At 63.6% G+C, this 25436-nt stretch carries 24 protein-coding genes and 1 pseudogene; 14 read left to right on the top strand and 11 right to left on the bottom strand.

The window, feature by feature from the left end:
* Nucleotides 1-98: 98 nt before the first annotated feature.
* Nucleotides 99-725 (bottom strand): glutathione S-transferase family protein, encoded by a 627-nt coding sequence (locus tag ABIB91_RS15560; RefSeq protein WP_354162776.1) that lies wholly within the window; start codon nt 723-725, stop codon nt 99-101.
* 198 nt (nt 726-923) lie between these two features.
* On the opposite strand from ABIB91_RS15560, the gene pyrE reads away from it, so the two are divergent.
* Both pyrE and ABIB91_RS15570 read left to right on the top strand, forming a co-directional pair.
* A complete protein-coding gene (gene pyrE / locus ABIB91_RS15565) occupies nt 924-1499 on the top strand; it encodes an orotate phosphoribosyltransferase (RefSeq protein ID WP_354162460.1) in 576 nt (191 codons plus the stop codon).
* 251 nt (nt 1500-1750) lie between these two features.
* Nucleotides 1751-2527, top strand: a complete 777-nt coding sequence (locus ABIB91_RS15570; RefSeq protein WP_354162773.1) for a DUF2865 domain-containing protein — start codon at nt 1751-1753, stop codon at nt 2525-2527.
* A 122-nt stretch (nt 2528-2649) separates the two neighbouring features.
* Here ABIB91_RS15570 and ABIB91_RS15575 read toward each other — a convergent pair whose 3' ends face one another.
* Nucleotides 2650-3081: a hypothetical protein gene (locus ABIB91_RS15575; protein WP_007597734.1), complete on the bottom strand. Its 432-nt coding sequence runs from the start codon at nt 3079-3081 to the stop codon at nt 2650-2652.
* Between the two features lie 188 nt (nt 3082-3269).
* Between ABIB91_RS15575 and ABIB91_RS15580 the strand changes: the two are divergent.
* Nucleotides 3270-3570 (top strand): annotated as a pseudogene (locus ABIB91_RS15580) (GIY-YIG nuclease family protein).
* Nucleotides 3571-3620: 50 nt separating this feature from the next.
* Here the strand turns inward: ABIB91_RS15580 and ABIB91_RS15585 are convergent.
* Nucleotides 3621-3854: a hypothetical protein gene (locus tag ABIB91_RS15585; protein ID WP_354162456.1), complete on the bottom strand. Its 234-nt coding sequence runs from the start codon at nt 3852-3854 to the stop codon at nt 3621-3623.
* 230 nt (nt 3855-4084) lie between these two features.
* Between ABIB91_RS15585 and ABIB91_RS15590 the strand changes: the two genes are divergently transcribed.
* A complete protein-coding gene (locus tag ABIB91_RS15590) occupies nt 4085-6601 on the top strand; it encodes a glycogen/starch/alpha-glucan phosphorylase (RefSeq protein ID WP_007597739.1) in 2517 nt (838 codons plus the stop codon).
* A 94-nt stretch (nt 6602-6695) separates the two neighbouring features.
* Nucleotides 6696-7511: an acyl-CoA thioesterase gene (locus tag ABIB91_RS15595; protein WP_354162453.1), complete on the top strand. Its 816-nt coding sequence runs from the start codon at nt 6696-6698 to the stop codon at nt 7509-7511.
* Between the two features lie 165 nt (nt 7512-7676).
* Here the strand turns inward: ABIB91_RS15595 and ABIB91_RS15600 are convergent, their stop codons facing one another.
* The 3 genes from ABIB91_RS15600 to ABIB91_RS15610 form a co-directional block, all read right to left on the bottom strand.
* On the bottom strand, nt 7677-9293 hold the full coding sequence (locus ABIB91_RS15600) for a phosphoenolpyruvate carboxykinase (protein ID WP_007597743.1): 1617 nt from the start codon (nt 9291-9293) through the stop codon (nt 7677-7679).
* Nucleotides 9294-9593: 300 nt separating this feature from the next.
* Entirely contained in the window at nt 9594-12203 is a 2610-nt protein-coding gene (locus tag ABIB91_RS15605) for a CHAT domain-containing protein (protein ID WP_354162449.1), read from the bottom strand.
* A 63-nt stretch (nt 12204-12266) separates the two neighbouring features.
* A complete protein-coding gene (locus ABIB91_RS15610) occupies nt 12267-13016 on the bottom strand; it encodes a HugZ family pyridoxamine 5'-phosphate oxidase (protein WP_354162446.1) in 750 nt (249 codons plus the stop codon).
* Between the two features lie 242 nt (nt 13017-13258).
* Between ABIB91_RS15610 and ABIB91_RS15615 the strand changes: the two genes are divergently transcribed.
* From ABIB91_RS15615 to ABIB91_RS15635, 5 genes are all read left to right on the top strand, one after another.
* On the top strand, nt 13259-13960 hold the full coding sequence (locus ABIB91_RS15615) for a response regulator transcription factor (RefSeq protein WP_007597749.1): 702 nt from the start codon (nt 13259-13261) through the stop codon (nt 13958-13960).
* A 116-nt stretch (nt 13961-14076) separates the two neighbouring features.
* The gene (locus ABIB91_RS15620) at nt 14077-15882 is read left to right on the top strand and encodes a sensor histidine kinase (protein ID WP_219679159.1); all 1806 of its coding nucleotides are present in this window, start codon (nt 14077-14079) and stop codon (nt 15880-15882) included.
* Nucleotides 15879-16403 carry an HPr kinase/phosphorylase gene (locus ABIB91_RS15625; protein ID WP_354162441.1) on the top strand — a complete coding sequence of 175 codons (525 nt, stop codon included), beginning with the start codon at nt 15879-15881 and terminating at the stop codon, nt 16401-16403. The genes ABIB91_RS15620 and ABIB91_RS15625 overlap by 4 nt, the downstream gene beginning before the upstream one ends.
* 133 nt (nt 16404-16536) lie before the next feature.
* On the top strand, nt 16537-16938 hold the full coding sequence (locus ABIB91_RS15630; RefSeq protein WP_007597752.1) for a PTS sugar transporter subunit IIA: 402 nt from the start codon (nt 16537-16539) through the stop codon (nt 16936-16938).
* Nucleotides 16935-17252, top strand: a complete 318-nt coding sequence (locus tag ABIB91_RS15635; RefSeq protein WP_007597753.1) for an HPr family phosphocarrier protein — start codon at nt 16935-16937, stop codon at nt 17250-17252. The genes ABIB91_RS15630 and ABIB91_RS15635 overlap by 4 nt, the downstream gene beginning before the upstream one ends.
* Nucleotides 17253-17267: 15 nt before the next feature.
* On the opposite strand, the gene ABIB91_RS15640 is transcribed toward ABIB91_RS15635, so the two are convergent.
* Complete coding sequence (locus ABIB91_RS15640; RefSeq protein ID WP_354162770.1) at nt 17268-18893, bottom strand: glycosyltransferase family 39 protein; 1626 nt, start codon at nt 18891-18893, stop codon at nt 17268-17270.
* 126 nt (nt 18894-19019) lie between these two features.
* On the opposite strand from ABIB91_RS15640, the gene lepA reads away from it, so the two are divergent.
* A complete protein-coding gene (gene lepA / locus ABIB91_RS15645) occupies nt 19020-20831 on the top strand; it encodes a translation elongation factor 4 (protein ID WP_354162435.1) in 1812 nt (603 codons plus the stop codon).
* Between the two features lie 217 nt (nt 20832-21048).
* Nucleotides 21049-21342, top strand: coding sequence for a hypothetical protein (locus tag ABIB91_RS15650; RefSeq protein ID WP_354253278.1), 294 nt, complete (start codon nt 21049-21051; stop codon nt 21340-21342).
* A gap of 209 nt (nt 21343-21551) precedes the next feature.
* Here the strand turns inward: ABIB91_RS15650 and ABIB91_RS15655 are convergent, their stop codons facing one another.
* A complete protein-coding gene (locus ABIB91_RS15655; protein ID WP_354162429.1) occupies nt 21552-22325 on the bottom strand; it encodes an SDR family NAD(P)-dependent oxidoreductase in 774 nt (257 codons plus the stop codon).
* A gap of 165 nt (nt 22326-22490) precedes the next feature.
* Here ABIB91_RS15655 and ABIB91_RS15660 point away from each other — a divergent pair, with 165 nt between their 5' ends.
* Complete coding sequence (locus tag ABIB91_RS15660; RefSeq protein ID WP_354162426.1) at nt 22491-22829, top strand: response regulator; 339 nt, start codon at nt 22491-22493, stop codon at nt 22827-22829.
* Between the two features lie 20 nt (nt 22830-22849).
* Here the strand turns inward: ABIB91_RS15660 and ABIB91_RS15665 are convergent, their stop codons facing one another.
* Together ABIB91_RS15665 and ABIB91_RS15670 are read right to left on the bottom strand one after the other, a co-directional pair.
* Complete coding sequence (locus tag ABIB91_RS15665; RefSeq protein WP_007597765.1) at nt 22850-23059, bottom strand: hypothetical protein; 210 nt, start codon at nt 23057-23059, stop codon at nt 22850-22852.
* Nucleotides 23060-23073: 14 nt separating this feature from the next.
* Nucleotides 23074-23247 (bottom strand): hypothetical protein, encoded by a 174-nt coding sequence (locus ABIB91_RS15670; RefSeq protein WP_007604975.1) that lies wholly within the window; start codon nt 23245-23247, stop codon nt 23074-23076.
* Nucleotides 23248-23441: 194 nt separating this feature from the next.
* On the opposite strand from ABIB91_RS15670, the gene ABIB91_RS15675 reads away from it, so the two are divergent.
* The gene (locus ABIB91_RS15675) at nt 23442-23708 is read left to right on the top strand and encodes a hypothetical protein (RefSeq protein ID WP_354162422.1); all 267 of its coding nucleotides are present in this window, start codon (nt 23442-23444) and stop codon (nt 23706-23708) included.
* Between the two features lie 189 nt (nt 23709-23897).
* Here ABIB91_RS15675 and ABIB91_RS15680 read toward each other — a convergent pair whose 3' ends face one another.
* Complete coding sequence (locus tag ABIB91_RS15680; RefSeq protein ID WP_502916982.1) at nt 23898-25298, bottom strand: TAXI family TRAP transporter solute-binding subunit; 1401 nt, start codon at nt 25296-25298, stop codon at nt 23898-23900.
* Between the last annotated feature and the right edge of the window lie 138 nt (nt 25299-25436).

Below are 25436 nucleotides of genomic sequence, written 5' to 3' on the forward strand. Positions count from 1 at the left end.
CGAAGGCGGGGCATCCAGTACGCCGCGGCCTCTCGGTAAATCACCACCGCCTCTGGAATACTGGATCGCCCGCCTTCGCGGGCGATGACACCGTCAGTTCAATCCAGCTTCGCCTCCATGCCCCGCTTCACCGCCGGGCGTGCCATCAGGGCCTCGTACCAGCGCTTCACGTGGGGGAAGTCGGCCAGGTCAACCTTGTGGCGAGGGTGACGCCAGGCCCAGCCCAGGATGGCAAAATCGGCAACCGAGAGCTCGCCGGCGACGAAATCGCGGGCCTCCAACCGGCGGTCGAGGACGCCGTAGAGCCGTCGCGTCTCCGCCATGTAGCGCTTGAGGCCGTAGGCGCGGTCCTGCTCGTTCTCGAGCGCGATGAAATGGTGCACCTGGCCCGGCATCGGCCCGAAACCGCCCATCTGCCACATCAGCCATTCATAGACGGGGATGCGGCCTGAAAGCGATTTCGGCAGGAATTTGCCGGTCTTCTCGCCGAGATAAAGCAGGATCGCGCCCGACTCGAAGATGCTGACGGGCTTGCCGTCCGGGCCATCAGGATCGAGGATCGCGGGGATCTTGTTGTTGGGCGAGAGCTTCAGGAACTCCGGCGCCATCTGTTCGCCCTTGCTGATATTCACCGGGATCACCCTGTAGGGCAGCCCCATCTCCTCCAGCGCGACCGAGATCTTGCGGCCATTCGGCGTATTCCAGGTGTGCAGCTCGATGGTCATTTTCGCGTGTCCTTGCCCAGCCTTCTTGCCGGTTTTCTTGCCCAAGATATCCGGCATCCACCTACTCCAGAAGGTTGCACCCCCACAACCGGCGGGCCGGGATGGCCGATCCCTGTTGACGGGGGAAGCCCCCTCTGGAATGTCGGGGCCGTCGCGGATAAATTCCGCCACTTCCAAAAATGCTCCCGAGGGCCCGCCGTGTCTAAATCAGCCTCCCGCGCCCGCCTGTTCGAGATCATCCGCCGGCGCTCCTTCGGCCGCGGCGAGGTGACGCTCGCGTCGGGCCGCAAGAGCGACTTCTACTTCAACCTCAAGCCGACCATGTTGGACCCGGAGGGCGCGACCCTGCTGGCCGAGCTGACCTATGAGGCGCTGAAGGACGACAATCTCGATTTCATCGGCGGGCTCGAGATGGGCGCGGTGCCGCTGGCTGGCGCGCTGGCGCAGATTTCCTGGATCAAGGGCCATCCGATCGCGGCGTTCTTCGTGCGCAAGAAGCCGAAGGAGCACGGCGCCAAGCTCGCGATCGAGGGGCTGCCCAGGGGCGAGACGCTGGAAGGCAAGCGCGTCGTGATAGTCGAGGATGTCACCACCACCGGCGGCTCGGCGATGAAGGCAGTGGAAGCGGTGCGCGAGACCGGCGCCGAGGTGGTGCTGGTGCTGACCATGGTCGACCGCGAGGAAGGCGCCGACGACACTTTTGGCGCGGCCGGGCTGCCATTCCGCTCGCTGTACAAGGCGTCGGAGTTCTTGATTGAAGGCTTGAGCGGCTAGACTTTCTCCGCCGTCGTACCCGGGCATCCACGTCTTTGCCGCACCAGAGATCGTGGATGGCCGGGACAAGCCCGGCCATGACGAGGTCCACCCCGTCCGGCGACACCGCTCCCCCCTCAACCGCTCATTTACCATCCCGCTCTATGGTGAATCATGTGCTGAGACCTGATGGTCCCGGCCGGTTGGGTAGCGTCGGGTGGAGTAAGCGCTTGCGTACAGTTATGTCCCATGCGCGCCGGCGGCGTCGCGCGATGCTCGCAGCCGCGACACTGGCAGCACCGCTGCTCGCGGCTCCGGCGCCGGTTTCGGCCGAAGGCCTGTTCGACTTCTTCTTCGGCGGAATGCAGCAGCAGCAGCGGCCGCAACGCGAGGTGCCGCAGCAGGCGAGCTCCTACGCCGACCCCTTCACCGGCCAGCAGAATGCCGCAGCCCCGCAATACGTGCCGCCGACACGTTCGGCCGCAGCCGGCGGCTCGGGACCGGCGTTCTGCGTGCGCAGCTGCGACGGCAAATATTTTCCGCTGATGCGCGGTCTCACGTCGCCCGCGCAGATGTGTCAGGCCTTCTGTCCTGCGAGCGCGACAAAGATCTATTTCGGCTCCTCGATCGACGGCGCCGCGTCGCAGACCGGCGAGCGCTACGCCGATAGCGAGAACGCGTTCGCCTATCGCAAGGCGCTGCGCGCCGACTGCACCTGCAACGGCCGCGAGCCGGTCGGACTTGCTCCGGTCGATCTGGCGCTGGATTCGTCGCTAAAACCCGGCGACGTGATCGCCACCAGCGACGGCCTCGTCGCCTATACCGGCATTCGCGTCGGCAACGACCAGGCCGCGGACTTCACGCCGGTCGCCTCCTATCCCGGTCTCACCGCGCAGGTCCGCGCACGGCTCGGCGAGATGAAGGTGGCGCCGGTGCGCGCCGACACGGTGGCGGCGGATGGCCCCGCCACGGAGATCGTGCGCGAGACGCTGCCCGACGTGACGGTGCCGAAAACGCAAAAGCCAGCGAAGCGGGCGGGGCTGGACTGAAATCCTCATGTTGAGGAGCGCGGAACGCGCGTCTCGAACCATGAAGGCCCGGCTGCTACGGCTCGGCCTTCATCCTTCGAGACGCTTGCTGCGCAAGCTCCTCAGGATGAGGGTTGAGACCGTCAACGTCCGATGATCACGCCGATCACGTTCGGCGCCGCCAGATATTTCTCCTCGATCGCCGCGCGCGCGGCGGCGCGGTTGTCTGCCGTGAGCAGGCCGCGCTTCTCGGCCAGGATCATCCAGCAAAACCCCCACCAGTCGGTGAGCATGCCCTGATCGTCGACGAGGTCATAACCCTGCTCGGCGGCGAAGATGCGCGCTTGCGCTTCGTCCAGCGTGTCGAGGAACAGATGGTCCTCGGCAGAAAACAGATCGTCGCTGACGTCGTCGATGGTGTAGCCCCAGATCGACTGGCACACCGCATTGAACTCGCGGTCGAACTGGTCGTCATCGACCGCGTAGCGCCGCGCCGCCTGATGCAGCCGCGACAGCGAGCGCGCGAAATCGGCGATCCTGGTGAGGGCAAACTGGTCGAAGGCAATGGTGGACATGTAGTCCTCGCGAAGTCTGGCGGACGCTAGATATTGTGTCGGCAACGCGCCGAATCACAATGATATATCAAAGACTTGCTAAAGTGTTCTTAATTTGTTCTGACGCTAGGCGCGATTGTTGGAGAGCGTCGTCCTGGCGAAAGCCAGGACCCATTACCCGGTCAGCGTTGCCCTTGCGAGCTGAGGCCATGAGCGCAAGCAGCTACTACGTCTACATCTTGGCGAGCCGCCACCACGGCACGATCTACCGGCGTGACCAATGACATCCGCGCGCGGCTTGAGCTACATCGTTCGGGTCGCGGCTCGAAGTTCGTGCACAAATACAAGATATTCGGCCTCGTTCATGTCGAAGCCTTCGCAACTCCGCAGGAGGCGATCGCGCGCGAGAAGCAGCTCAAATTCTGGAAGCGGGATTGGAAGATCAAACTGATCGAAGAAGAAAATCCCGATTGGAATGACCGGTCGGGCCTCATCTCACAGTCGGGGTAATGGGTCCTGGCTTTCGCCAGGACGACGCCAATTTTGTCGCGAGGCCCTCCTCAATTCGCCGCCGACATCAGCTTATCCCCACACGCGCTCGCATAAAACTTGCCGCCGCATTGGCGCTTGATGGCGGCGCAGCGGGCGGCGGGGGATGCGTTTTGCGGAAGCGTGACGGCGCAGCTCAGGCCGTCGGCGCTGCGGCCCATCTTGCCGGCGGCCAAGGCGGCGCTGGAGGCGGTGATGCAGACGACGAGGAAGGTGGCCGCGGCGATTTCGATCAGCCGTCTCATCACAGGTTTCATCAGAGAGTTCATGGGGCGTCTCCTCCACACTGATGGCTGAATTGGCCGCCATTCTAGCACCAAATCCACGTTTCCCCGTATGCGTCCGGGTTCCCAAATCGGCCCGTTCCTTGCATAATTTTACGCCAGCGCAGTGCACGGTCGCACCAGCAATGGTTCCGGTACAGAGGCAAGATGCGTAGGGTCAGTAGTGTTCTCGCGACCAGGAAGTGACGACTTTGCAAGATTCATCGTTCCAGCCCAATTTTCCCGCCGCCAACCAGCCCATCGACGAGCTCGCGCTGGCTGAGATCAAGGGCGCGATTCTGGCGAAGCTGCGCCTTGCCATCGGCAAGGATGCGGGCATGGCGACCAAGCACGACTGGTACCAGGCCGCCGCGCTGGCGCTGCGCGACCGCATCGTGCATCGCTGGCTCACGGCCGAGAAGCACAGCTACGATGCGGGACGCAAGCGCGTCTACTATCTCTCGCTCGAATTCCTGATCGGCCGCCTCTTCAGCGACGCGCTGAACAATATGGGGCTGCTGAAGATCTTCGAGGTCGCGCTCGGCGATCTCGGCGTCTCCTTGCCTGAGCTGCGCAAATGCGAGCCGGACGCGGCGCTCGGCAACGGCGGCCTGGGCCGTCTCGCCGCCTGCTTCATGGAAAGCATGGCGACGCTGTCGATCCCCGCGATCGGCTACGGCATCCGTTATGATTACGGCCTGTTCCGCCAGATCATCAATCAGGGCTGGCAGCAGGAATACCCGGACGAATGGCTCGGCTTCGGCAACCCCTGGGAATTGCAGCGGCCCGAAGTGATCTATGACATTCGCTTCGGCGGCGGTGTCGAGCACGTCGAAGACAAGGGCCGGGATCGCGCGATCTGGCATCCGTCCGAGACCGTGCAGGCGATGGCCTATGACACGCCGATCGTCGGCTGGCGCGGCCAGCACGTCAACGCGCTGCGGCTGTGGTCGGCACGTTCGCCCGATCCGTTGAAGCTCGACGCCTTCAACACCGGCGACTATGTCAGCGCCAGCGCCGAGCAGTCGCGCGCGGAAGCCATTTGTAAATTCCTCTATCCGAACGACGAGAGCCCGGCGGGCCGCGAGCTGCGCCTGCGCCAGGAATATTTCTTCGTCTCGGCTTCGCTGCAGGACCTGATCAAGCGGCATCTTGCGTCGGACGGCCAACTCCGCAGCCTGTCGAGCAAGGTCGCGGTGCAGCTCAACGACACCCATCCGAGCCTCGCCGTCACCGAGCTGATGCGGATCCTGATCGACGACCACAATTTCCGTTGGGACGAGGCCTGGAAGATCACGGTCGCCACGCTGTCCTACACCAACCACACGCTGCTGCCCGAAGCGCTGGAGACCTGGCCGGTCGAGCTGTTCGAACGGCTGTTGCCGCGGCATCTCGAGATCATCTACCGCATCAACGTGCAGCATCTCGCGCTCGCAGAGGCGCGCGCCCCCGGCGACATCGACTTCCGCGCCTCGGTCTCGCTGATCGACGAGAGGAGCGGGCGGCGCGTGCGCATGGGCCAGCTCGCCTTCGTCGGCTCGCACCGCATCAACGGCGTCTCGGCGATGCATTCGGACCTGATGCGAGAGACCGTGTTCCACGATCTCAACCATCTCTATCCCGGCCGCATCACCAACAAGACCAACGGCATCACCTTCCGCCGCTGGCTGATGTTGGCGAACCCGAAGCTGACCGATCTGTTGCGCGAGACCTGCGGCGATGCCGTGCTCGACGATCCGACGCAGCTCAGCCTGATCGAGGCCCGCGCCAGCGACGTCGAATTCCAGAAGAAGTTCCGCGCCGTCAAACATCACAACAAGACCGCGCTGGCGCGCCTGATCGGCGAGCGGCTCGGCATCAAGGTCGATCCGACCGCGCTGTTCGACGTGCAGATCAAGCGCATCCACGAATACAAGCGCCAGCTTCTCAACGTCATCGAGACCGTCGCGCTGTACCAGGCGATCAAGGACGATCCCAACGGCAATTGGGTGCCGCGGGTGAAGATCTTTGCGGGCAAGGCTGCGGCGAGCTACCGTTACGCCAAGCTGATCATCAAGCTGATCAACGACGTTGCGGAAGCCGTCAACAACGATCCCGCGATCGGCGGCAAGCTCAAGGTCGTCTTCCTGCCCGACTACAATGTCAGCCTTGCCGAGGTGATCATTCCCGCCGCCGACCTGTCCGAGCAGATCTCGACGGCCGGCATGGAAGCCTCCGGCACCGGCAACATGAAGCTGTCGCTGAACGGCGCCCTCACCATCGGCACGCTCGACGGCGCCAACATCGAGATCCGCGACCATGTCGGCGCGGAGAACATCGCGATCTTCGGCATGGAAGCCGGCGACGTCATGATCCGGCGCAAGCAGGGGCTGGACGCTTCCGACGTGATCCGCAATTCGCCAAAGCTCCAGCGCGCCATCAACGCGATCGGCGCCGGCGAGTTCTCGCCCGGCGATCCCGGCCGCTTCGAATCGATCGCGCACGCGCTGCGTTATCTCGACCATTACATGGTCAGCGCGGACTTCGATTCCTATTACGAGGCGCAGCGCAGCGTCGATGCGCGTTGGCAGGTGGCGCCGGCCTGGACCCGCGCCTCGATCCTCAACGTCGCGCGCATGGCATGGTTCTCCTCCGACCGCACCATCCGCGAATACGCCGAGGAGATCTGGAACGTGCCGGTGAATCCGACCACACCGCTGCTGCCGACCCTGCGCGACGTCGCGGGCTGATTTTCCGCTGCGTGAAATCGGTTACCCGCGAGATAATTGCACAAGCCGGCGGCGGGCGTGATATGACGTCCGTCATTGAACGCCGGATCAAACGATGCACGCCAAGCTCCCGCACCCTTTCGACGACGCCACCCGCGTCACCGCCGGTGACTCGAGCTGGCAGGGGCACACCAGCGACGACTATTGGGCCTTTGTCGGCCCGTTCGGCGGCATCACGGCTGCGACCATCCTGCGCGCGCTGATCGAGCATCCGGAACGTGCCGGCGATCCGCTGGCGCTCACCGTGAATTACTGTGCGCCGATCGCGAAGGGGCCGTTCGATCTGGACGTCCGGCTGGTGAAGGCCAACCGCTCCAGCCAGCACTGGAGCATCGAACTGTCGCAAGGCGGCGGCGAGGTCGCAACGCTCGCCACCGCGGTGTTCGCCGAGCGCCGGCCGTCGTGGGAGCACAGGGTGGCCGAATATCCGGATGCAAAGCCGTTCGAAGAGACGATGCCGTTCCCGAAGATCGCGGCGTCCTGGGCCAACCAGTATGAATTCCGCTTCGTCGAGGGCGAGATGCGGATCGGCCCGCCGCGGGCCGAGCTCGCCAGCACTTACTCAAAGCTCTGGATCAGTGATCGCGAGCCGCGCAAGCTCGACGTGCCGTCGCTGATGTCGATGTCGGACGCCTTCTTCGGCCGCATCTTCCACGCGCGGCGCGAGCTGGTGCCGTTCGGCACGGTGTCGCTGACGACGTATTTCCACACCGACAGCGAAGAGCTCGCGGCCGAGGACATCACGCGCGTGCTGGCGACCGCAGATTCAAAAATCATGCACAAGAGCTACGCCGACCAGAACGCCGAGCTGTGGTCGCCGAACGGAAGGCTGCTCGCGACGAGCACGCAGATCGCGTATTTCAAAGCGTAGCTGCTCCCGCGGGTTCGTCATTGCGAGCGCAGCGAAGCAATCCAGACTATTTCCGCGGAGGGATTCTGGATTGCTTCGCTGCGCTCGCAATGACGGTGGAGAGACATCTCGAAAAGCAAAAGGGCGGCCTCGCGGCCGCCCTTTCGAATTTAAAACGACGCAAGTTTACTCCGCCGCGAGCTTCACGTCCGGCGCTGCGGCGCGGACTTCGGCGTCGACCTGGGCTTCGAACTTCGCAAAGTTCTTCTGGAACATCCCGACCAGCGCGCGGGCGGTCTTGTCGAACTCGTCCTTGTCCTTCCAGGTGTTGACCGGATTGAGGATCTCGCTCGGCACGCCCGGCAGCGCGGTCGGGACCGCGAAGCCGAAATATTTGTCGGTGCGGAATTGGACGTTGCGAAGCGAGCCGTCGAGCGCAGCGGTGAGCAGCGCGCGCGTCACCTTGATCGGCATGCGCGAGCCGGTGCCGTATTTGCCGCCGGTCCACCCCGTGTTGACCAGCCAGCAGTCGACATTGTGCTGGGCGATCAGGTCGCGCAGCATGTTGCCGTAGACGCTGGGGTCGAGCGGCAGGAAGGGCGAACCGAAGCAGGTCGAGAATTCCGGCTGCGGCTCATTGCCGAGACCGCGCTCGGTGCCCGCGACCTTCGCCGTGTAGCCCGACAGGAAGTGATACATCGCCTGCGCCGGCGAGAGCTTGGCGATCGGCGGCAGCACGCCAAAGGCGTCGGCGGCGAGCATCACCACGTTCTTCGGCTGCGGCGCGCGACCGGTGCGCGAGGCGTTCGGGATGAATTCGAGCGGATAGGCCGAGCGCGTGTTCTCGGTCTTTGAGCCGTCGTCGAAATCGACCACGCGGGTGTCTTCGTCGAGCACGCAGTTCTCGAGCACTGCGCCGAAGCGGGTCGAGGCGGCGTAGATCTCGGGCTCGGCTTCCTGCGACAGCTTGATGCACTTGGCATAGCAGCCGCCTTCGAAGTTAAAGACGCCGTTCGGGCCCCAGCCGTGCTCGTCGTCGCCGATCAGCGTGCGGTTCGGATCGGCTGACAGCGTGGTCTTGCCGGTACCGGACAGGCCGAAGAAGATCGCAGCATCACCCTTGGCGCCGACATTGGCCGAGCAATGCATCGGCATCACGCCGCGCTCGGGCAGATAGTAGTTCAGTGTGGTGAAGACCGATTTCTTCATCTCGCCGGCATAATAAGACCCGCCGATCAGCACGATCTTGCGGGCGAAATCGATCGCGACGACGTTCTCCGACTTGCAGCCATGGCGCTTCGGATCGGCGCGGAAGCTCGGCATGTCGATGATGGTGAGCTCTGGCGTGAAGCTCGACAACTCGACCGCCTCGGGACGGATCAGCAGCGTGCGAATGAACAGCGAGTGCCAGGCGAGCTCGGTGAAGACGCGGGTCTTGATGCGATATGCCGGATCGGCGCCGCCGTAGAGGTCCTGCGCGAACAGCGACTTGCCTTCGGCGTGCTTGAGGAAGTCCTGGTACAGCGTCTCGAACTGCTCTGCGGTGATCGACTGGTTGCCGGCCCACCACATCTTCTTGTCGGTGGTGGCATCACGCACCGTGAATTTGTCCTTGGGGCTGCGGCCGGTGAACTCGCCTGTGTCGGCGCAGAGCGCGCCATCGGCCGACAGCACCGCCTCGCCCGCGGAGAGCGAGTATTGATAGAGTTGCGGCGCACCGAGGTTCCAGTGAACCTGCTTGAGATTCTTTAAGCCGAATTTGTCGGCGCCGAAGGCACCGTTGCGCACGCCCGTCTCTTGCACGAAAAATCCTCCTAGAACCCACTCAGCGCGATCATGCTTGGCGCCGCCGCGGTCACCGTGATTACAGGCCGTCGGCCTCGGTTGGAACGACCTAATACTGATGAACGCTGGCGTTGCCAAGCTGATCCCTTAGGATTTGGTTTATTCAAGGACCGCGCCAAACGTCGCGCATGTCAGCTCTGAGCAGGCGCATCAAAAAATCAATAATGATCGCGCAACCAAATAGGCGTTTCGGCGTTTCCCAAGGTTATTGCGACGCACAATGCCGAAGACGGTCTCGATGAAAATTCCAAGTCCACCCTATCGTACCTCGCCTTCGCCGATGAGCGCGAAGGGCCCCCACATCGCAGGATAGGCGTTACGCGGTGACGAGGTGTCGTCAACATAGGTTAACATTGCGCGGCGCAAGGCTTCGGCACGCCCCATTTTTGGTTCGTTTTTGAGCAGCTCGAAAGTCATCGTGGTCAGGCGGGTGGCAGCTTCCGAATCCACGGCCCAATGCGAGACCAGGAGTGCGCGCGCACCGGCGTAGAAGAACGAGCGCGCCAGTCCCGACAGAGCCTCGGCGCCCGGCTTGTCGCCTGCAATGGTATTGCAGGCCGACAGCACAACCCAATCCGCATTGAGCTTGAGCTGAGCGACTTCACTTGCAGTGAGGAGACCGTCGTCGAGCTCTGTCGGCTGATCGGGAATGGAGAGCGCGAGCGAGGGCTCACCCACTCCCTTGATGTCGCCGGCAACGAGGCCGTGGGTGGCAAAGTAGATGATGCCGTATTGAGCAAGCGCTGCACGCTTGAGCGTCGTCTCGCTGGCGTCGCGGCCGAGATGAATATCGGCCTCGGCAGCGCCGACATCCCTGGCCACCGCGTTCAACTCGTCGGCGGTGTCGGGCAGTTGCGGCAACGCCTGCGCAAGCCGCGCGCGATCGACGCCGGCACCGCGCCAGAAATCGCTATAGGCAATGGTCGCGATGCTGCGCGCGGCGACCTTGCCGTTCGCGGCGCGCCGCTCGGCGGGCGCTTCCAGTGCAGGATTGAACACGGGATCGCCGAAGCCGATCATCGGCTTCACGCTTTGGTCCCGACGCGCAAAGGCCCGCAACGATTTCAGACTGACCACCGACGGCAGCACCGAGACGGCCTGACGCCGCAGCAGCCAGGCAGCGCTGCGATAGCCTTCGAGCGTGTCGGGGATCGCAGCCTGCGGCTTCTCGGTGACGAGCAGATGAAACGGTAATGCGGTCAGCGCAGCCGACGGCACCACCAGCAGGCTGCGCTTGTCCTTTGTCAACGCCTCGACCGGACCGAGCAGCGCGACATGGAGTTCGTTGGCGAGCGCGAGATCGAACAATCCGGATTTGCCGGAGGCATCGCGCGCCTTGCCGACGTCGAGTCCCTTGCGGAATGCCGTCACCTTCTGCGTCAGCGCATCCGCGCCGAGTGGGATGGCCATCCAGTCGACGCCCTCGCGCGTGATCGCGATGACATAGCTCTGCTTGTCGACGACGGAGTAGAGCACCATCGCTTCGTCGGCTGATAGCAGCAGCTGGATGTCCTTTGCCGTCAACGGCTGGGGATTGGAGAGCGACGCGTAGTCGGGAAACTCGACCGCGAGCGTCTTCTGCAAGCCCGCACGCTCGTTGGCAATCGTTGCAATCCGCGCGCGGCTGCGCTGCTCGGTTGCGAGATCGCGCTGCGCGGATTGCTTCGACACTGCGGTGACGATCGCCTTGTCGAGTGCCTCGGATTCAGCCGCAAGATCCTGGTCCCGGCGAACCAGCTCGGCGAGCCGGTCGCTGCCGGCGGCAAGCCGAACCGCGAGCTTGTTCACGGCGGATGCGGCGGAGGATTGTGTGCCGCGCTGGATCGCGGCGAGGGCCTCGTCCAGCGCCTTGTCGCCGGGCAGCAGATCTTGTTGGCGTGCGGCAAACAGGACCGGCAACACGACGCGCAACTGGGCGCGATCGCCCCGAAGCGTCCTTTCCGCGAACGGCAATGCGTCCGCGGTGCGCCCGGCCACGTACAGGAAATAAGCGAGATTGCTGGTCGAGGTCATGACCTCGGGATGATCAGGCCCAAGCGCGCGTTCGCGGATGAGCAGCGCGCGGCGATAGAGCGGCTCGGCGTCGCCGTAGCGCTGCTGGTGCTCGTAGAGGCCTGCGAGATTGTTCAGCGAGCGGGCGACGTCGGGATGATCCGGTCCCAGCACCTTCTCGCGGATCGCGAGCGAGCGCTTGATCGGCGCTTCCGCGTCGGCATCGCGGTTGAGATCGCGATAGACCTGGCCGAGATTGTTCAGGACCGTCGCCACCGCCGGATGCTCGGGGCCGCCGGCCTTCTGATAGATCGCGAGCGCCCGGTGAAACAACGGTTCGGCGTCTGCATAGTGCTGCTGCTTCACATAGAGCGTGGCGAGATTATTGAGCGACTGCCCGACATCGGGATGCTCGCGCGACAGCCCCTTCTCGCGAACGGCGAGCGCTCGCCTGAACAGCGGCTCGGCCTCGGCGTAGCGGCTCTGCCGCTGGTAAAGCGCGGCGAGATTGCTCAGTTCGGCTCCAATCAACGGGGTTTCGAGACCGAGCGACTTTTCCATCAGCATGATGGCGCGCTTGTAGAGCGGCTCCGCCAGATCGTCGTGGCCCTGACCGGCATGAACCTGGCCGAGGTTGTTCAGCGCGGCGGCGAGGTCGCGACCGGTGTCGCTCTTCTCCAGGCTCGCGACCATGCCTTGCGCCAACGGCAGTGCTTCCGAATATCTGCCGGCGCTCATGAGTGCGTTGATCCGCTCGCCCTCCGCGGCGAGACCTTTCTGAGCAAGGCTTGTCTGGGCAAGGCTGGGCGTGACAAACGATGCGGTGATCGCGAGCGTCAAACCCGCAACCAGCGTCAGTCTATTCCATTCTGCCATGACGCTCTCGCCGCCGCCTTCTGACCAATTATGGTCTTGGGTCGCGGCGATGGGCAGCAGCGTTCAATCTTTTGCGCTCTGGTCCATCCTGGTGCGCGCTTCGCCGGCGAGGCGAACCAGCATCTTGCGCAGCAAGGTGCCATCAGTAACCCGCTCCGGGAAGTCCAGCCGCAAGGCGGTCTGGCCGTCCTGCATGTCGAGGCCCTCCGGATCGCAGCCAGTGCAGCGCCAGTCGCCCGCGGCAGCGCCCAGCAGTTTTGTTGCATAGAGGCCCATGGCCTCGCGGTGGTCGGCATTCATGTGCTCGACCGCGCCCTGCTCCGCCGCCAGCAAGTCCTCGGCCCCCGTGAGGTCCGTCAGGAATTGCTCCGGCTTGACATCGACGATCCGGCCGAAGCCGGCGACCAGATGGGTTCCCGTAGGTCGGATCCGAAAGAAAGAAAAATCCTTAAACGAAACAAAGGCTTCCGCTGAGGGATGAGCATTGAGATACCGTCGCCGGAGCAGATCCTTGTCCGCATCGGCCGGCTCGGCATGGCCGGACAGCATGATTCGGGCACCTTCCAGCGGATCGCCCGCCGCCCGCTCGTCCAGCATCAGGGACACCCGGCTGTCGGCCAGGATGTTCCTGGTGTGCACGGCCAATCCCGAGATCAGCAGGATCGGAGAGCCATCCGGGTGGCTCGCCAGATTGACCAGGGAACAATAGGGATCGCCGCTGCCGGCCATCAATGTCGCCAGGGCTCCCTGCCGTGACCGCCGCAGCAGCGATTTGGCGAGCTTTCCGGGGTCGAAATCGGAGGTCGGTTGCATCGGCTTTCTCGGGTCAGGTGGTTGCATGGAGGGCCTTTTTTCGGGTAAACCGGGGCCCGGATATGGGTCGAGATGCGGCGAATCTGCCGTGTTTCGTGGAACTTGGTCACACTTCAGCCTAGCTTGCATTGCTCGGTGACAAGGTTCGAATGCCAACATCGGCACCCATGTATGCGGCGCATCAGTGGATTGCTCGCCGTTTTCAAGCCACGACCCAAACGGAAAGCAGAAAGCAGAGGCTCATGCCCACAATCGCTTTGGTCGACGACGACCGCAACATTCTCACATCCGTCTCGATCGCGCTGGAGGCCGAAGGCTACCGCATCATGACCTATACCGACGGCGCCTCCGCGCTCGACGGTTTCCGCACCACCCAGCCCGATCTTGCCATCCTCGACATCAAGATGCCGCGCATGGACGGCATGGAGACGTTGCGCCGGCTGCGGCAGAAATCCGATCTGCCGGTGATCTTCCTGACCTCCAAGGACGAAGAGATCGACGAGCTGTTCGGCCTCAAGATGGGCGCCGACGACTTCATCCGCAAACCGTTCTCGCAGCGCCTGCTGGTCGAGCGCGTCAAGGCGGTGCTGCGCCGCTCGGCGCCGAAGGATCCGACCGTCACGCCGAAGGAGAACGACGCCAAGGCGCTCGACCGCGGCCTGCTGCGCATGGATCCTGAACGGCACACCTGCACCTGGAAAAATGAGCCGGTGACGCTGACCGTCACCGAATTCCTGATCCTGCAGGCGCTCGCGACCCGGCCCGGCGTGGTGAAGAGCCGCAACGCGCTGATGGACGCCGCCTATGACGACCAGGTCTATGTCGACGACCGCACCATCGACAGCCACATCAAGCGGCTGCGCAAGAAGTTCAAGGTCGTCGACAACGAGTTCGAGATGATCGAGACGCTCTACGGCGTCGGCTACCGCTTCAAGGAAGCCTGAGGCGCGCGCGCCTCCACGAAAGACCGAGAGCATCGCCGGTTCTGATTCCATCGGGACCGGGATGGCTCTAGGATGCGGGGACCTTCGCACGAGCTGTCCTAACGCGGGCGTGAGCATTGCTTGACCGAACGCAGCCTGACGAGAACCAGAACGCCGAGGACGTCACCGCCCGCGGCGCTCCGGATCAATTGGCCGATGACAAGCCGGCCGTGCGGGGCTGGCGTCCGCTGAACTGGCTGAAACGCGCCGGGCAGTTCTTCTTCGCGCTGTCCTTCTCGAGCCTGACCCGCCGCATCGTTTCGCTCAACCTCGCCGGCCTCGTCGCGCTGGTGGCGAGCATCCTCTATCTGTCGCAATTCCGCGCCGGCCTGATCGACGCGCGCGCGCAGAGCCTGCTGGTGCAGGCGGAGATCATCGCCGGCGCGATCGCGGCCTCCGCGACGGTGCAGACCAACGCCATCACCATCGACCCCGACCGGTTGCTCGACCTCAAGCCGGGCGAGACCTATGGCGGGTCGGACGAGTATTCCCCGCTGGATTTTCCGATCAATCCGGAGCGCGTGGCGCCGGTGCTGCGCACGCTGATCTCGCCGACCAAGACGCGCGCCCGCATCTACGACCCGAACGGCAGCCTGTTGGTCGACAGCCGCAGCCTCGATACCGTGGTGCGCTTCCCCCTGCCGTCAGTCTCCGCCGAGAAGCCGGGCATGGTCGAACGCGGCATGGTCGCGGTTCGTACTTGGCTCAATCGCGGCGACCTGCCGCTCTATCGCGAGCTCGGCCCCGAGAACGGCAATGGCTATGCGGAGGTGGGCGACGCGCTTCAGGGCCAGAAGCGCTCGATGGTGCGGGTCAATGCGCGCGGCGAGGTGATCGTCTCGGTCGCGGTCCCCGTGCTGCGCTCGCGCGCCATCCACGGCGCGCTGATGCTGTCGACACAGGGCGACGACATCGACCAGATGGTCACCGCCGAGCGCCTCGCCATCCTCAAAGTGGGCGGTGTCGCCGCCGCGGTCATGATCATGCTGTCGCTGCTGCTCGCCAGCACGATCGCAGGTCCGGTCCGCCGGCTCGCCGACAGCGCCGAGCTGATCCGCCGCCGCATCAGGACCCGGGTCGAAATTCCCGACTTCACACGTCGTCGCGACGAGATCGGCCATCTCTCCGGTGCGCTGCGCGACATGACCAGTGCACTCTACAGCCGCATCGAAGCGATCGAGATGTTCGCCGCCGACGTCGCCCACGAATTGAAGAACCCGTTGACCTCGTTGCGCTCCGCGGTCGAGACGTTGCCGCTGGCGCGCAACGAGAACAGCCGCGCGCGGCTGCTCGAGGTGATCGAGCATGACGTCAAGCGGCTCGACCGGCTGATCTCGGACATCTCCGACGCCAGCCGTCTCGATGCCGAACTGCAGCGCCAGGATGCGATCCCGGTCGACCTGCGCCGCCTGCTGACGACGCTCGTCTCCGTCGCCAATGAAACCAAGCTCGGCCATGACGTCGCGGTCGAAATGCGTTTCGAGGGCCGCAGCCCGACCGACAATTTCGCCGTGACCGGCCACGATTCGCGGCTCGGACAGGTGGTCTCCAACCTGCTCTCGAACGCACAGTCCTTCTCCGAGCCCGGCAACAAGGTGCGCCTCACCTGCCGCCGCGTGCGCGGAGAGATCGAGATCGTGGTCGACGACGACGGCCCCGGAATCCGCGACGACGCGCTGGAGCGCATCTTCGAGCGCTTCTACACCGACCGACCTCATCAGGGCTTTGGCCAGAACTCCGGCCTCGGCCTGTCGATCTCCAAGCAGATCGTCGACGCGCATGGCGGACGCATCTGGGCCGAGAACCGCCCCGGCCCGGCGGACGAGGACGGAGCGCCGAGTGTTGTCGGCGCGCGCTTCGTGGTGAGGCTGCCGGCGCTATGAGCGACGGCGGTCCCAGCATTCACGCCTCGGCGGTCAAGGTTGGAGATCTGGCGGTGCTGATCCGCGGGCCCTCGGGCTCCGGCAAGTCGCGCCTTGCCTTCGATTTGATCATGGCGGGACGTAGCGGCGTGCTCGAAAGGGCCGTTCTGATCGGTGATGACCGTGTCCATCTGGCGACACTCGGCCGCGAAATTGAGGTCCGCCCCGCTCAGCTCCTGGCCGGCCTGATCGAGATCCGGGGGCTGGGAATCCGCCGCTGCGACTTTGTGGAGCATGCGACCGTCGGCCTCGTGGTCGATCTGGACGCCGCGGATGCGGAGCGACTGCCGCCGGCAGAATCCTTGAAAACAGTCATTTTCGGTGTCGAAATACCGCGAATACCTGTGGGCCGCGACTATTTGCCCCTCCCTCTGGTTGTCGCGGCCTTGACCACTACCAAGAGTTCATCTTCCGTTAACCCTTCAGCCGATTGTTTGAAGGGAAATGGTAACCATATGAACCCCACACTCGCGACCGAATAGACCGGCGCAGCTCCCCTTATCCATCCGTCTAGATTCAGGGAGATACGCAACATCCCCTCTTGCGCGGGGGCTCTGGATGGTCAAAGTGGCGCGTTCGTGCGGTGCACCAAAAGCGCCCGCGAGGAGTTTTCCGATGATTGGTCTAGTACTTGTGACCCACGGGCGCCTTGCCGACGAATTCAAGGCAGCGCTTGAACATGTCATGGGCCCACAAAAGCAAATCGAAGCGATCACGATCGGCGCCGAAGATGATTCCGATCTCTGTCGAAGCGACATTATCGAGGCGGTTAACCGCGTCGATTCCGGCGACGGCGTCGCGATCCTCACCGACATGTTCGGCGGCACGCCGTCCAATTTGGCAATATCCTGCATGAGCCGGCCGAAGGTCGAAGTGCTCGCGGGCATCAACCTTCCCATGCTGGTGAAGCTCGCCAAGGTGCGCGAGGAGCGTCCGCTCCCCGATGCGATCGCGATGGCCCAGGAAGCCGGCCGCAAATACGTCACCATCGCCAGCCGCGTCCTCGCAGGCAAATGAGCGACGAGGCGCCGCAAGCCGGGACGGGCGTGCCCGCGGGCGCGATCTCCAAGGACCTCCTGATCATCAACAAGCGCGGCCTGCACGCGCGGGCCTCCGCCAAGTTCGTCCAGGCCGTCGAGCGCTTCAACGCGCAGGTCTGGGTGACGCGCGGCGGCGAAACCGTCGGCGGCACCTCGATCATGGGCCTGATGATGCTCGCCGCCGGTCCCGGCACCACCATCACGGTCGCCGCGTCCGGCGATGATGCCGAAGCCGCGCTCGCGGCGATCACCGAACTCGTTGAAAGCAAATTCAACGAGGAAGGGATTTAGGCGGCTTCGCCTCGATCATTTCCCCGGCGGCGCGATGTAGATGTTCCAGCTCATCGACGGACCGGCCTTGCCGTGGGTGAAACGGCGCGTCGTCATCACGATGCGCTCGGCGTTTGGCGCAACTTCGGACACCCATTTCTCGAACGCCGGCAGGCGACCGTCGGCCGGGTCGAACACGCCGATGAAGCCGTATCTCTTGACGTCGTCGGGCGAAATCAACCCGGACCCCCAGGCTTCGAGCGGCGTGAACGCGGCCGGATGATCCGGGCTGTAGAACACCATCGGCTGGATCGACTCCATGGTGCCGGCGACGACCGCCCAGCGCGAGGCGAAGCGCGCGTGCCAGGCCTGCGTCAGCTCGCGTGCGAGATCCGAGCGCGCGCCGTAAGTCGCCGTGTTGCTGGCATTGGCCGCCATCTCGCGCGCGGCGATCCAGGGCGAGGCAATGAGCGTGGCAACGCTGAGCACGAGCCAGATCGCGACAATGTTGAACAGCGCCGCACTCTGCACCCGCAACGCCGGGATCGCGACCAGCGAGAGCGGCACCAGAAAGAACAGCGAGATGCCCCAATCGGTCTTCATGTAGATGCTGAAGGCCAGCGCGCCGAGCGCCGGGCCGACCGCGACGATGATCTGTATGATCCAGACGTTGCGCGCCTGCGAAAGGTTCACGCTCGCATTCGCGCCGCGCGCCCAGGCGCGCGTGACGATGCGCAAGGGCGCACGCAGGAGCAGCCTGAACCAAGGTGGCACCAGCGCCATCGCCAGCGCCGCCAGCGCCACCGGCAATGCCAGCAGCGCGACATTGTGCAGGGCATAGCCGGCCACGAGCTGATGCACCTGGCCGCTGTCCTCGAGGCTGTAGGTGTCGCCCGCATAGGTCAGCGGCACGAAATGCGCGTCCGCCAGCCAGACGATGTGCGGGATCATCGCCACCACCATCGTCGCGATCGCAACCCATGGCGCCGGCGACGACAGGAATCTCATCCGCTCCGGATGGATCAGCGCGGCAAGCCCGACGGCGCCGATCATGGTCAGCACCCAGTATTTGGTCATCAGCGCCAGTGCGCCGGCAAGGCCGAGCAAGACTCCGGATTGCCAGCCCCGCTTCTCGAACGCATTGAGATAAGCGAGCACGAGGAGCGGCAAGGTGACGAGCTGGAGCAGATCGGGATTGTACTTGAAACCCTTGAAATTGAAGATCGGGTAGAGCGCGACCATCACCACGACCAGGAACGCGCGCCGCGCATCCACGACGCGTAGCGCGATGAGCCAGCAGATCACCATACCGGTGCCGACGGTCGCCATCGCCAGCGCATAGGTCGCCCAGTCCGTCGGCGGGAACACCGTGAACCAGAGGCCGGCGACCCAGCCCGACAACGGCGGGTGCTTGCCATAGCCCCAGAGGAATTTCTGTCCCCAGCCCCAGGCTTCCGCGACGTCCATGTGAACGTCCTGCGCTGCCTTGAGATTGATCAGGATGAAGGTCCAGAGCACCGCATGCAGGATGGCGAGCTGGATCACCAGCCAGAGGCGCGCCTCGGGGCGGGTCGCGCTGGCAACCAGCCAGGCCCGAAAGCGGGCATAGCTCACCCGGGTCTTTGCGCGCGCTCGGGCAGACGGGATCGAGGTCGTCGACATGGGCCTGGACATCAGGCGTTGCGTAGCGCGTTTCGGCCTCTCGTGGAATCAGCTTGGCGTGAACAAAGGCCCTGAAAATACAGCAATATGGTTGCCGCACGGGGATGTGAGTGGTATCCCGCGCCCATGACGACCGTCCCCATTTCCAACATCCGCAATTTCTCCATCGTCGCCCATATCGACCATGGCAAATCGACGCTGGCCGACCGCCTGATCCAGATGACCGGCGGCCTCACCGACCGGGAAATGGCGGGCAAGGAGCAGGTGCTCGATTCCATGGACATCGAGCGCGAGCGCGGCATCACCATCAAGGCGCAGACGGTGCGCCTCGCCTACCGCGCCAAGGACGGCAAGGATTACATCTTCAACCTGATGGACACGCCCGGCCATGTCGACTTCGCCTACGAAGTCTCGCGGTCGCTGGCGGCCTGCGAGGGTTCCCTGCTGGTGGTCGACGCCAGCCAGGGCGTCGAGGCGCAGACGCTCGCCAACGTCTACCACGCGCTCGATGCGGGGCATGAGATCGTTCCGGTCCTGAACAAGGTCGACCTCCCCGCCGCAGAGCCCGGGAAGGTCAAGCAACAGATCGAGGACGTCATCGGCATCGACGCCTCCGAATCCGTGATGATCTCGGCCAAGACCGGCCTCGGCGTGCCCGATGTGCTGGAAGCGATCGTCACCCGCCTGCCGCCGCCGAAGGGCGACCGCGAAGCGACGCTGAAGGCGCTGCTGGTCGACAGCTGGTACGACGTCTATCTCGGCGTCGTGGTGCTGATCCGCGTCGTCGACGGCGTCATGAAGAAGGGCAGCCGCGTCCGCATGATGGGCACGGGCGCGGCCTATGACATCGAGCGCGTCGGCTTCTTCACCCCGAAGATGACGCAGGTCGACGAGCTCGGCCCCGGCGAGATCGGCTTCATCACCGCCGCGATCAAGGAAGTGGCCGACACCCGCGTCGGCGACACCATCACCGACGACAAGAAGCCTGTCACCGAGATGCTGGCGGGCTTCAAGCCGGCCATTCCCGTGGTGTTCTGCGGTCTGTTCCCCGCCGACGCCGACGACTTCGAGACCTTGCGCGCGGCGATGGGCAAGCTGCGCCTCAACGATGCCAGCTTCTCCTACGAGATGGAGACCTCGGCCGCACTCGGCTTCGGCTTCCGCTGCGGCTTCCTCGGGCTGTTGCACCTGGAGATCATCCAGGAGCGTCTGTCGCGCGAATTCGATCTCAACCTGATCGCGACCGCGCCGAGCGTGATCTACAAGATGAGCCTGACCGACGGGCAGGAAATCTCGATCCACAATCCTGTCGACATGCCTGATGTGGTCAAGATCGCGGAGATCCAGGAGCCCTGGATCGAGGCCACGATTCTCACGCCCGACGAATATCTCGGCAGCGTGCTCAAGCTGTGCCAGGACCGCCGCGGCGTGCAGAAGGAGCTGACCTACGTCGGCTCCCGCGCCATGGTGAAATACGATCTGCCGCTCAACGAGGTCGTGTTCGACTTCTACGACCGCCTGAAGTCGGTCTCCAAAGGCTACGCCTCGTTCGACTATCATCTCACCGACTACAAGCCGGCCGATCTGGTGAAGATGCAGATCCTCGTCAACAACGAGCCGGTCGACGCGCTCTCGATGCTGGTCCACCGCACCCGCGCGGAGGGGCGCGGCCGCGCCATGGTCGAGAAGATGAAGGATTTGATCCCGCCGCACATGTTCCAGATCCCGATCCAGGCGGCGATCGGCGGCAAGGTGATCGCCCGCGAGACGGTGCGTGCGCTGCGCAAGGACGTCACCGCAAAGTGCTACGGCGGCGACATCACGCGTAAGCGCAAACTTCTGGAGAAGCAGAAGGAAGGCAAGAAGAAGATGCGGCAGTTCGGCAAGGTCGACATCCCGCAGGAAGCCTTCATCGCCGCGCTGAAGGTGGATAGCTGAGGCGAAGGCCTAGCCCGGCTCGAGCGAAACAACACAGGTCCGGTAGGGATGTTTGGGGCCGGATAACAAAAAACGCGAAAACAACCCCATGCACAGTAGCCGGCCCCTTGTCGGCATTGGGTTTTTTCAAGCTTCCGATTTTACGAAACCCGTTTGACTCGTCGGGCAAAACAGGAGCATGATGGCATCATGGCAGCGGTGCGGTCGGCAGGCGGCGATGTCCCATCAAAGCAAACCAGTCACGCTCGTGCTCGTGGCCCGAATACCGGCAGAGGGTATCGCGGACTTTCGAGCCTACGAGGGCGTGGTTCTGCCGCTATTGCCCGAGTTCAACGGACGTCTGGACCGTCGGCTTCGAACTCCGGATGGCACCATCGAGATGCACATCGTCAGCTTCGCATCCGATGCGGACCTTCAAAACTATCGGCATGACCCTCGACGGACAGGTCAAGCCTCGTTGCTGGAAAAATCGCTAGCCGAGCTGGAAGTGTTTCCGATGGCGGACGTGTGACGGACCTCACGCGAGGTCTTCGGTGCGATTGGAGGAAACACCGGCTCGACAAGGCATCGGTGCACATTCCGGTCATTTGGACCAACGCACGATCAGCTCGTAGGATGGGTTGAGCTCTTGCGAAACCCATCGGCCGACGAGCGCTGTCTGGAAGTTTGATGGGTTTCGCTTGCGCTCTACCCATCCTACGAGCATCAGGCGAATTGCTTCTACGCCGGAGGCAACGTCACCCCTGTCAACTCGCCCAGCTTGTCGAGAAGCCGCTCCTGAAAATCGGGATCGGTCGCTTCGTGGGCCGGCTCTTGTTGGCGGAGGTCATGCCAGTAACGACCGCTGACCAGGGCGGCGGGATCGTCGCTCACAGCCAGCCAGGTCTGCGTCCGTTGTCCGGTGGCCACGCCGACCGGCGCTCCGGCACCGCCCATCTTGGTGCGGACCCAGCCGGGATCGACCGCGTTGCTCAGCACCTGCGGCCAACGCCGCGCCAAGGCAAAGGCCAGGGCAACCATGTGCAGCTTGCTTTCCGCATACGCCTTGGCCGGATCCCAGGTTCGCCTCGTCCAGTCGAGATCGCCTAGCGATCCCTCTCCGCCGCGATGTAGTCCGCTGCTGAGATACACCAGCCGATCGGGGCGCTTCATAAGGGCGGTGAGCAAATAGGGCGCGAGCGTGTTGACCGCCAGGGTAGTGGCGTGGCCTTCGGGCGTCGGGCCGCGGCTGCGCTCGGTATAGACGCCGGCGTTGTGGATGACCGCGTCCATTCGTCCGATCGCGTTGACCTGATCTGCCACATGCCTCGTCTGGGCGGCGCTCTTGAGGTCGCCGATCACGACCCGTGCGGAACGCGATTCAAGCTCGGAGATTGCCGCCGCACGTTCCGCCGATCGCGCGTGCAGGACGACCTGATGGCCCTGTTCGAGGAGAGACTGGGCAGCTGCGCGGCCCAGACCGTCCGTGCTGCCCGTGATGAAGACGATTGCCATTGCCACTCCTGTTCGATCCCTGCTTCGGCGCCTCCGTCGAAACCTCAAGGAGAATGCAACATGTTCGACTGATCCTGCCGTGCGCAGGTCGCTGCGAACGAAGACATCACAACCGAACAATCTTCCAGGATGCGCATTAACATCCGATAAGTTGGGAATGACCGCATGTCGAATTTCGTCATGCTGCTGGTCGAGGATGACTCGCTCCAGCGCGAAGTTCTATCCGACCTCCTCAAGGACGAAGGGTTCGAAGTCGTCGAATGTGCCACCGCGGAAGCGGCGGAGCTTATCGTGGCGTCGACGGGCACGGAGCTACGGGCGCTCATCACCGATCACAACCTCGCAGGGAGAATGACCGGGCTCGAGCTCGCGGAGTATGCTCGCAATGCTCATCCGGGGCTCAACATCGTACTGATGTCCGGGACAATGATGGCGCCGCTGCCGCCCAATACGATTTTTTTGCGCAAGCCGTTTGCGCCAGCTCATTTGCTGGCGGCCGTGTAGAACGGGGATTTCCTCGAAGGTCATCCGCCCGAATTTTCCGCGCCGACGGCGTTCTCGCTCTCCGGCACCGTCAGTCGGACGGAGTGACCCTGCCGCATGGCGAGCGATGCCGCCGCAACAGCCGCCTCGAAGGCGGCTTCCTTGGTCTGGTAAGTGTTCCGGATTCCGCCATCGTGGTCGACGTGCCAGGCACCGTCCCTGCCAACAACATCATAGGCTGCGAGGCCCATAGTCTATCCCTCCTTCATGCGTCCGGTGTTGCCTTGGACGCCTGGGTGCTGCTCACCGGGTCCGACGCCGGGAAACTGTCCTTCAAGCCCTTGTCCAGCTCGTCGTCCCTGGCCTTGTCGCGTCGGATGCCGCGCTTGAGATCTTCCGCGTTCTTGTCCGGCGGTGCCGGATCGAATTTCTCGGTCATGCAAGTGTCCTTTCATGACCTCAAACGCCTGGAGCTCTTGACCGTTCCTCCGAAGGAACCGACTCAGTCGGGTTTGCTGTTGAATGGCAAAACCAGAAAGCGCGCGCAGCACAGTGCTCCTTCATCTCGGTTGCACCTTCTGCTACAACACATCCTGGGATAGCATGACGCGTCCCTCCGATCAGGAGAAGGCAATGAAAGCTTCGGTTTTAGCGTTAGGAGGCTTGATCATTTTTTCGATCACATCAGCGAACGCAGCTCCCAAAGCCACGGCCGCCCCGACCACGGCGGCCAGCCCGGTCGCATGCTCCACCTCGGGCGGCGGCTTTGGGAGCTACCCGTCAGGCTGCCGAAACGGAGCAAACTTCAAGACCTACAACGAATGCAAGGAATCAGGCGTCAAGCGCGGCTGGAGACACGAAGACATGTCGTGGTACTGCAGCGGTCTGGGACTGCAATAGCGAGCGGTCATTGTGCTATTCACGGCCGCGAACTCGGCACGACGACTGGAGTAGGATGGGTTGAGCTCTTGCGAAACCCATCGCGCGACGAGCGCAGTCTAGAAGTTTGATGGGTTTCGCTTCCGCTCAACCCATCCTACGAGCTGGGCTGTTCTCTGGGATTCAGCGGGCAGCGGGCTTATTGTATCGCTACCGCCGCGCAGCGAGCACGTTCGAAGGAGGGGTTTGCAACGCTGCGCGCCTCTCACTGAGGGCATGGTCGAACAGTTCGAGCACAAGGCCGAAGGCTGCCAGCTCCTCCTCCTCGATGGCGCCGTCATCGTAGCAGCCAAGCGTTTCCTCGATGATGCTGTCAACCTCCTGCTGCATGGCCAGCAGTTCGTGGTCGAACTCCGCGGTGCGCACCTTGGAAACCAGGGCCAGGATCCTGTTGCGATGGCTGGTGTTCTCGTCCCTTTCATCCCGATTCAGATATTGACGCAGCCAGGCGCCGGCCGAGCCGATGCCGGAGAGAAGCAGGAGCGCAAACCAGAAGTAGTCGCCGTACCTGTCGAGGAAGGTGCGCTCGGTCCCGTCGATCACGGCCGCCGCTCCCCGGTGAACCGGCAGCTCGGCTTCCTTCTCTGTGTCCGGCTTGGTGATTTGCGCAGCGCCAGGCACCTGCCTGGCGATCGCCTGGCGGAGGGCGAATTGCTGGCGGTAGAACGCTGACACTGTCGTTTCGGACAAGGCTTTCCGTGCGACGATCAAATGGCTGACACTGACGGTCTCCACCTTGTCATCCGGCCGGGCTGGATTCGCATTGAAAATGCTTGGCGGAATTTCCTCCGATTCATAACGAGGATGCTTCAGGGCGATGGCTTCCGATGCGTCGATCGCGAGAAATTTCGGCTCGCCCCGCATCCGGGCGGTCGCGGCAATCGCGTCGGCGGTTATCTTGCTGTCGAGCGGACCGACCGCCATGAAGGCGTCGAGGCTCGGGTCGCGCGCCAGCTCCTCGAGTTGGCCCGTGCCGAATTGAGTGACCGTGACCTTGTCCGGCTCCACACCGGCGGCGCTCAGGATGACTCTCAGCAACGCGGCGTTCGCCGGGGTCGCGCCGATCACCCCCACCCTGCGCCCCGCGAGATCGGCGACCTCCTTGATTTTCGGCGCCGGCTTTCGCTTGGAGCCCTTGCCCGTCGGTCCCGAAGAAGACCACAGCACGACGAAGTTCTTGCGCAAGATGACGACTGTTTGCGCGTCGGCCGGCATTTCCAGATCGCCGCGACCCACCGCAAGGTCGGCCTTGCCGGCACCGAGCAGAGCGAGAGCTTCGGCCGCTCCGGCGGTCGTGATCGGAGACAGCCTCACGGTCCTGCTTTCGTTGGCAAAGGCCTCGGTCATTGCCTCGATCACTTTGTGATCGTTGCTTCCCGGCGGTCCGACGGCAATCCGAAGAGTTATCGGCCGCAGCGCGTAATACAATGTACCTGCAGCGGCACCGAAAACGAGAAATCCGATGGCTAAAATCAGCAGTAGGGTCTTCGTCTGTCTCCGCCCTCGGCGGGCTGCGTCACTGCGTTTCATCGGAGCATCAGACGAGGACATTTGCCGCTGCCGGTTGGAGGTCAAAATCGCTGCCTGTTTCGGAACAGTATCATGCTCTTCTGGACAACGATAATGTCCGAGCAGCACCAATAGTTTCTTGGGGCCGGCGTGAGCTCTTCGAGCTTGCGCCATCATCTC

It is taken from the genome of Bradyrhizobium sp. JR4.3, assembly GCF_040547695.1.
In the GTDB taxonomy this organism is placed as follows: domain Bacteria; phylum Pseudomonadota; class Alphaproteobacteria; order Rhizobiales; family Xanthobacteraceae; genus Bradyrhizobium; species Bradyrhizobium canariense.

What these genes read in the sequence shown, in the direction of transcription:
- ABIB91_RS15560 (WP_354162776.1), bottom strand. Translation starts at nt 725, where the DNA reads ATGACCATCGAGCTGCACACCTGGAATACGCCGAATGGCCGCAAGATC.
- ABIB91_RS15570 (WP_354162773.1), top strand. Translation starts at nt 1,751, where the DNA reads ATGCTCGCAGCCGCGACACTGGCAGCACCGCTGCTCGCGGCTCCGGCG.
- ABIB91_RS15575 (WP_007597734.1), bottom strand. Translation starts at nt 3,081, where the DNA reads ATGTCCACCATTGCCTTCGACCAGTTTGCCCTCACCAGGATCGCCGAT.
- ABIB91_RS15585 (WP_354162456.1), bottom strand. Translation starts at nt 3,854, where the DNA reads ATGAGACGGCTGATCGAAATCGCCGCGGCCACCTTCCTCGTCGTCTGC.
- ABIB91_RS15595 (WP_354162453.1), top strand. Translation starts at nt 6,696, where the DNA reads ATGCACGCCAAGCTCCCGCACCCTTTCGACGACGCCACCCGCGTCACC.
- ABIB91_RS15605 (WP_354162449.1), bottom strand. Translation starts at nt 12,203, where the DNA reads ATGGCAGAATGGAATAGACTGACGCTGGTTGCGGGTTTGACGCTCGCG.
- ABIB91_RS15610 (WP_354162446.1), bottom strand. Translation starts at nt 13,016, where the DNA reads ATGCAACCGACCTCCGATTTCGACCCCGGAAAGCTCGCCAAATCGCTG.
- ABIB91_RS15615 (WP_007597749.1), top strand. Translation starts at nt 13,259, where the DNA reads ATGCCCACAATCGCTTTGGTCGACGACGACCGCAACATTCTCACATCC.
- ABIB91_RS15625 (WP_354162441.1), top strand. Translation starts at nt 15,879, where the DNA reads ATGAGCGACGGCGGTCCCAGCATTCACGCCTCGGCGGTCAAGGTTGGA.
- ABIB91_RS15630 (WP_007597752.1), top strand. Translation starts at nt 16,537, where the DNA reads ATGATTGGTCTAGTACTTGTGACCCACGGGCGCCTTGCCGACGAATTC.
- ABIB91_RS15635 (WP_007597753.1), top strand. Translation starts at nt 16,935, where the DNA reads ATGAGCGACGAGGCGCCGCAAGCCGGGACGGGCGTGCCCGCGGGCGCG.
- ABIB91_RS15640 (WP_354162770.1), bottom strand. Translation starts at nt 18,893, where the DNA reads ATGTCGACGACCTCGATCCCGTCTGCCCGAGCGCGCGCAAAGACCCGG.
- lepA (WP_354162435.1), top strand. Translation starts at nt 19,020, where the DNA reads ATGACGACCGTCCCCATTTCCAACATCCGCAATTTCTCCATCGTCGCC.
- ABIB91_RS15650 (WP_354253278.1), top strand. Translation starts at nt 21,049, where the DNA reads ATGTCCCATCAAAGCAAACCAGTCACGCTCGTGCTCGTGGCCCGAATA.
- ABIB91_RS15655 (WP_354162429.1), bottom strand. Translation starts at nt 22,325, where the DNA reads ATGGCAATCGTCTTCATCACGGGCAGCACGGACGGTCTGGGCCGCGCA.
- ABIB91_RS15660 (WP_354162426.1), top strand. Translation starts at nt 22,491, where the DNA reads ATGTCGAATTTCGTCATGCTGCTGGTCGAGGATGACTCGCTCCAGCGC.
- ABIB91_RS15665 (WP_007597765.1), bottom strand. Translation starts at nt 23,059, where the DNA reads ATGGGCCTCGCAGCCTATGATGTTGTTGGCAGGGACGGTGCCTGGCAC.
- ABIB91_RS15670 (WP_007604975.1), bottom strand. Translation starts at nt 23,247, where the DNA reads ATGACCGAGAAATTCGATCCGGCACCGCCGGACAAGAACGCGGAAGAT.
- ABIB91_RS15675 (WP_354162422.1), top strand. Translation starts at nt 23,442, where the DNA reads ATGAAAGCTTCGGTTTTAGCGTTAGGAGGCTTGATCATTTTTTCGATC.
- ABIB91_RS15680 (WP_502916982.1), bottom strand. Translation starts at nt 25,298, where the DNA reads ATGTCCTCGTCTGATGCTCCGATGAAACGCAGTGACGCAGCCCGCCGA.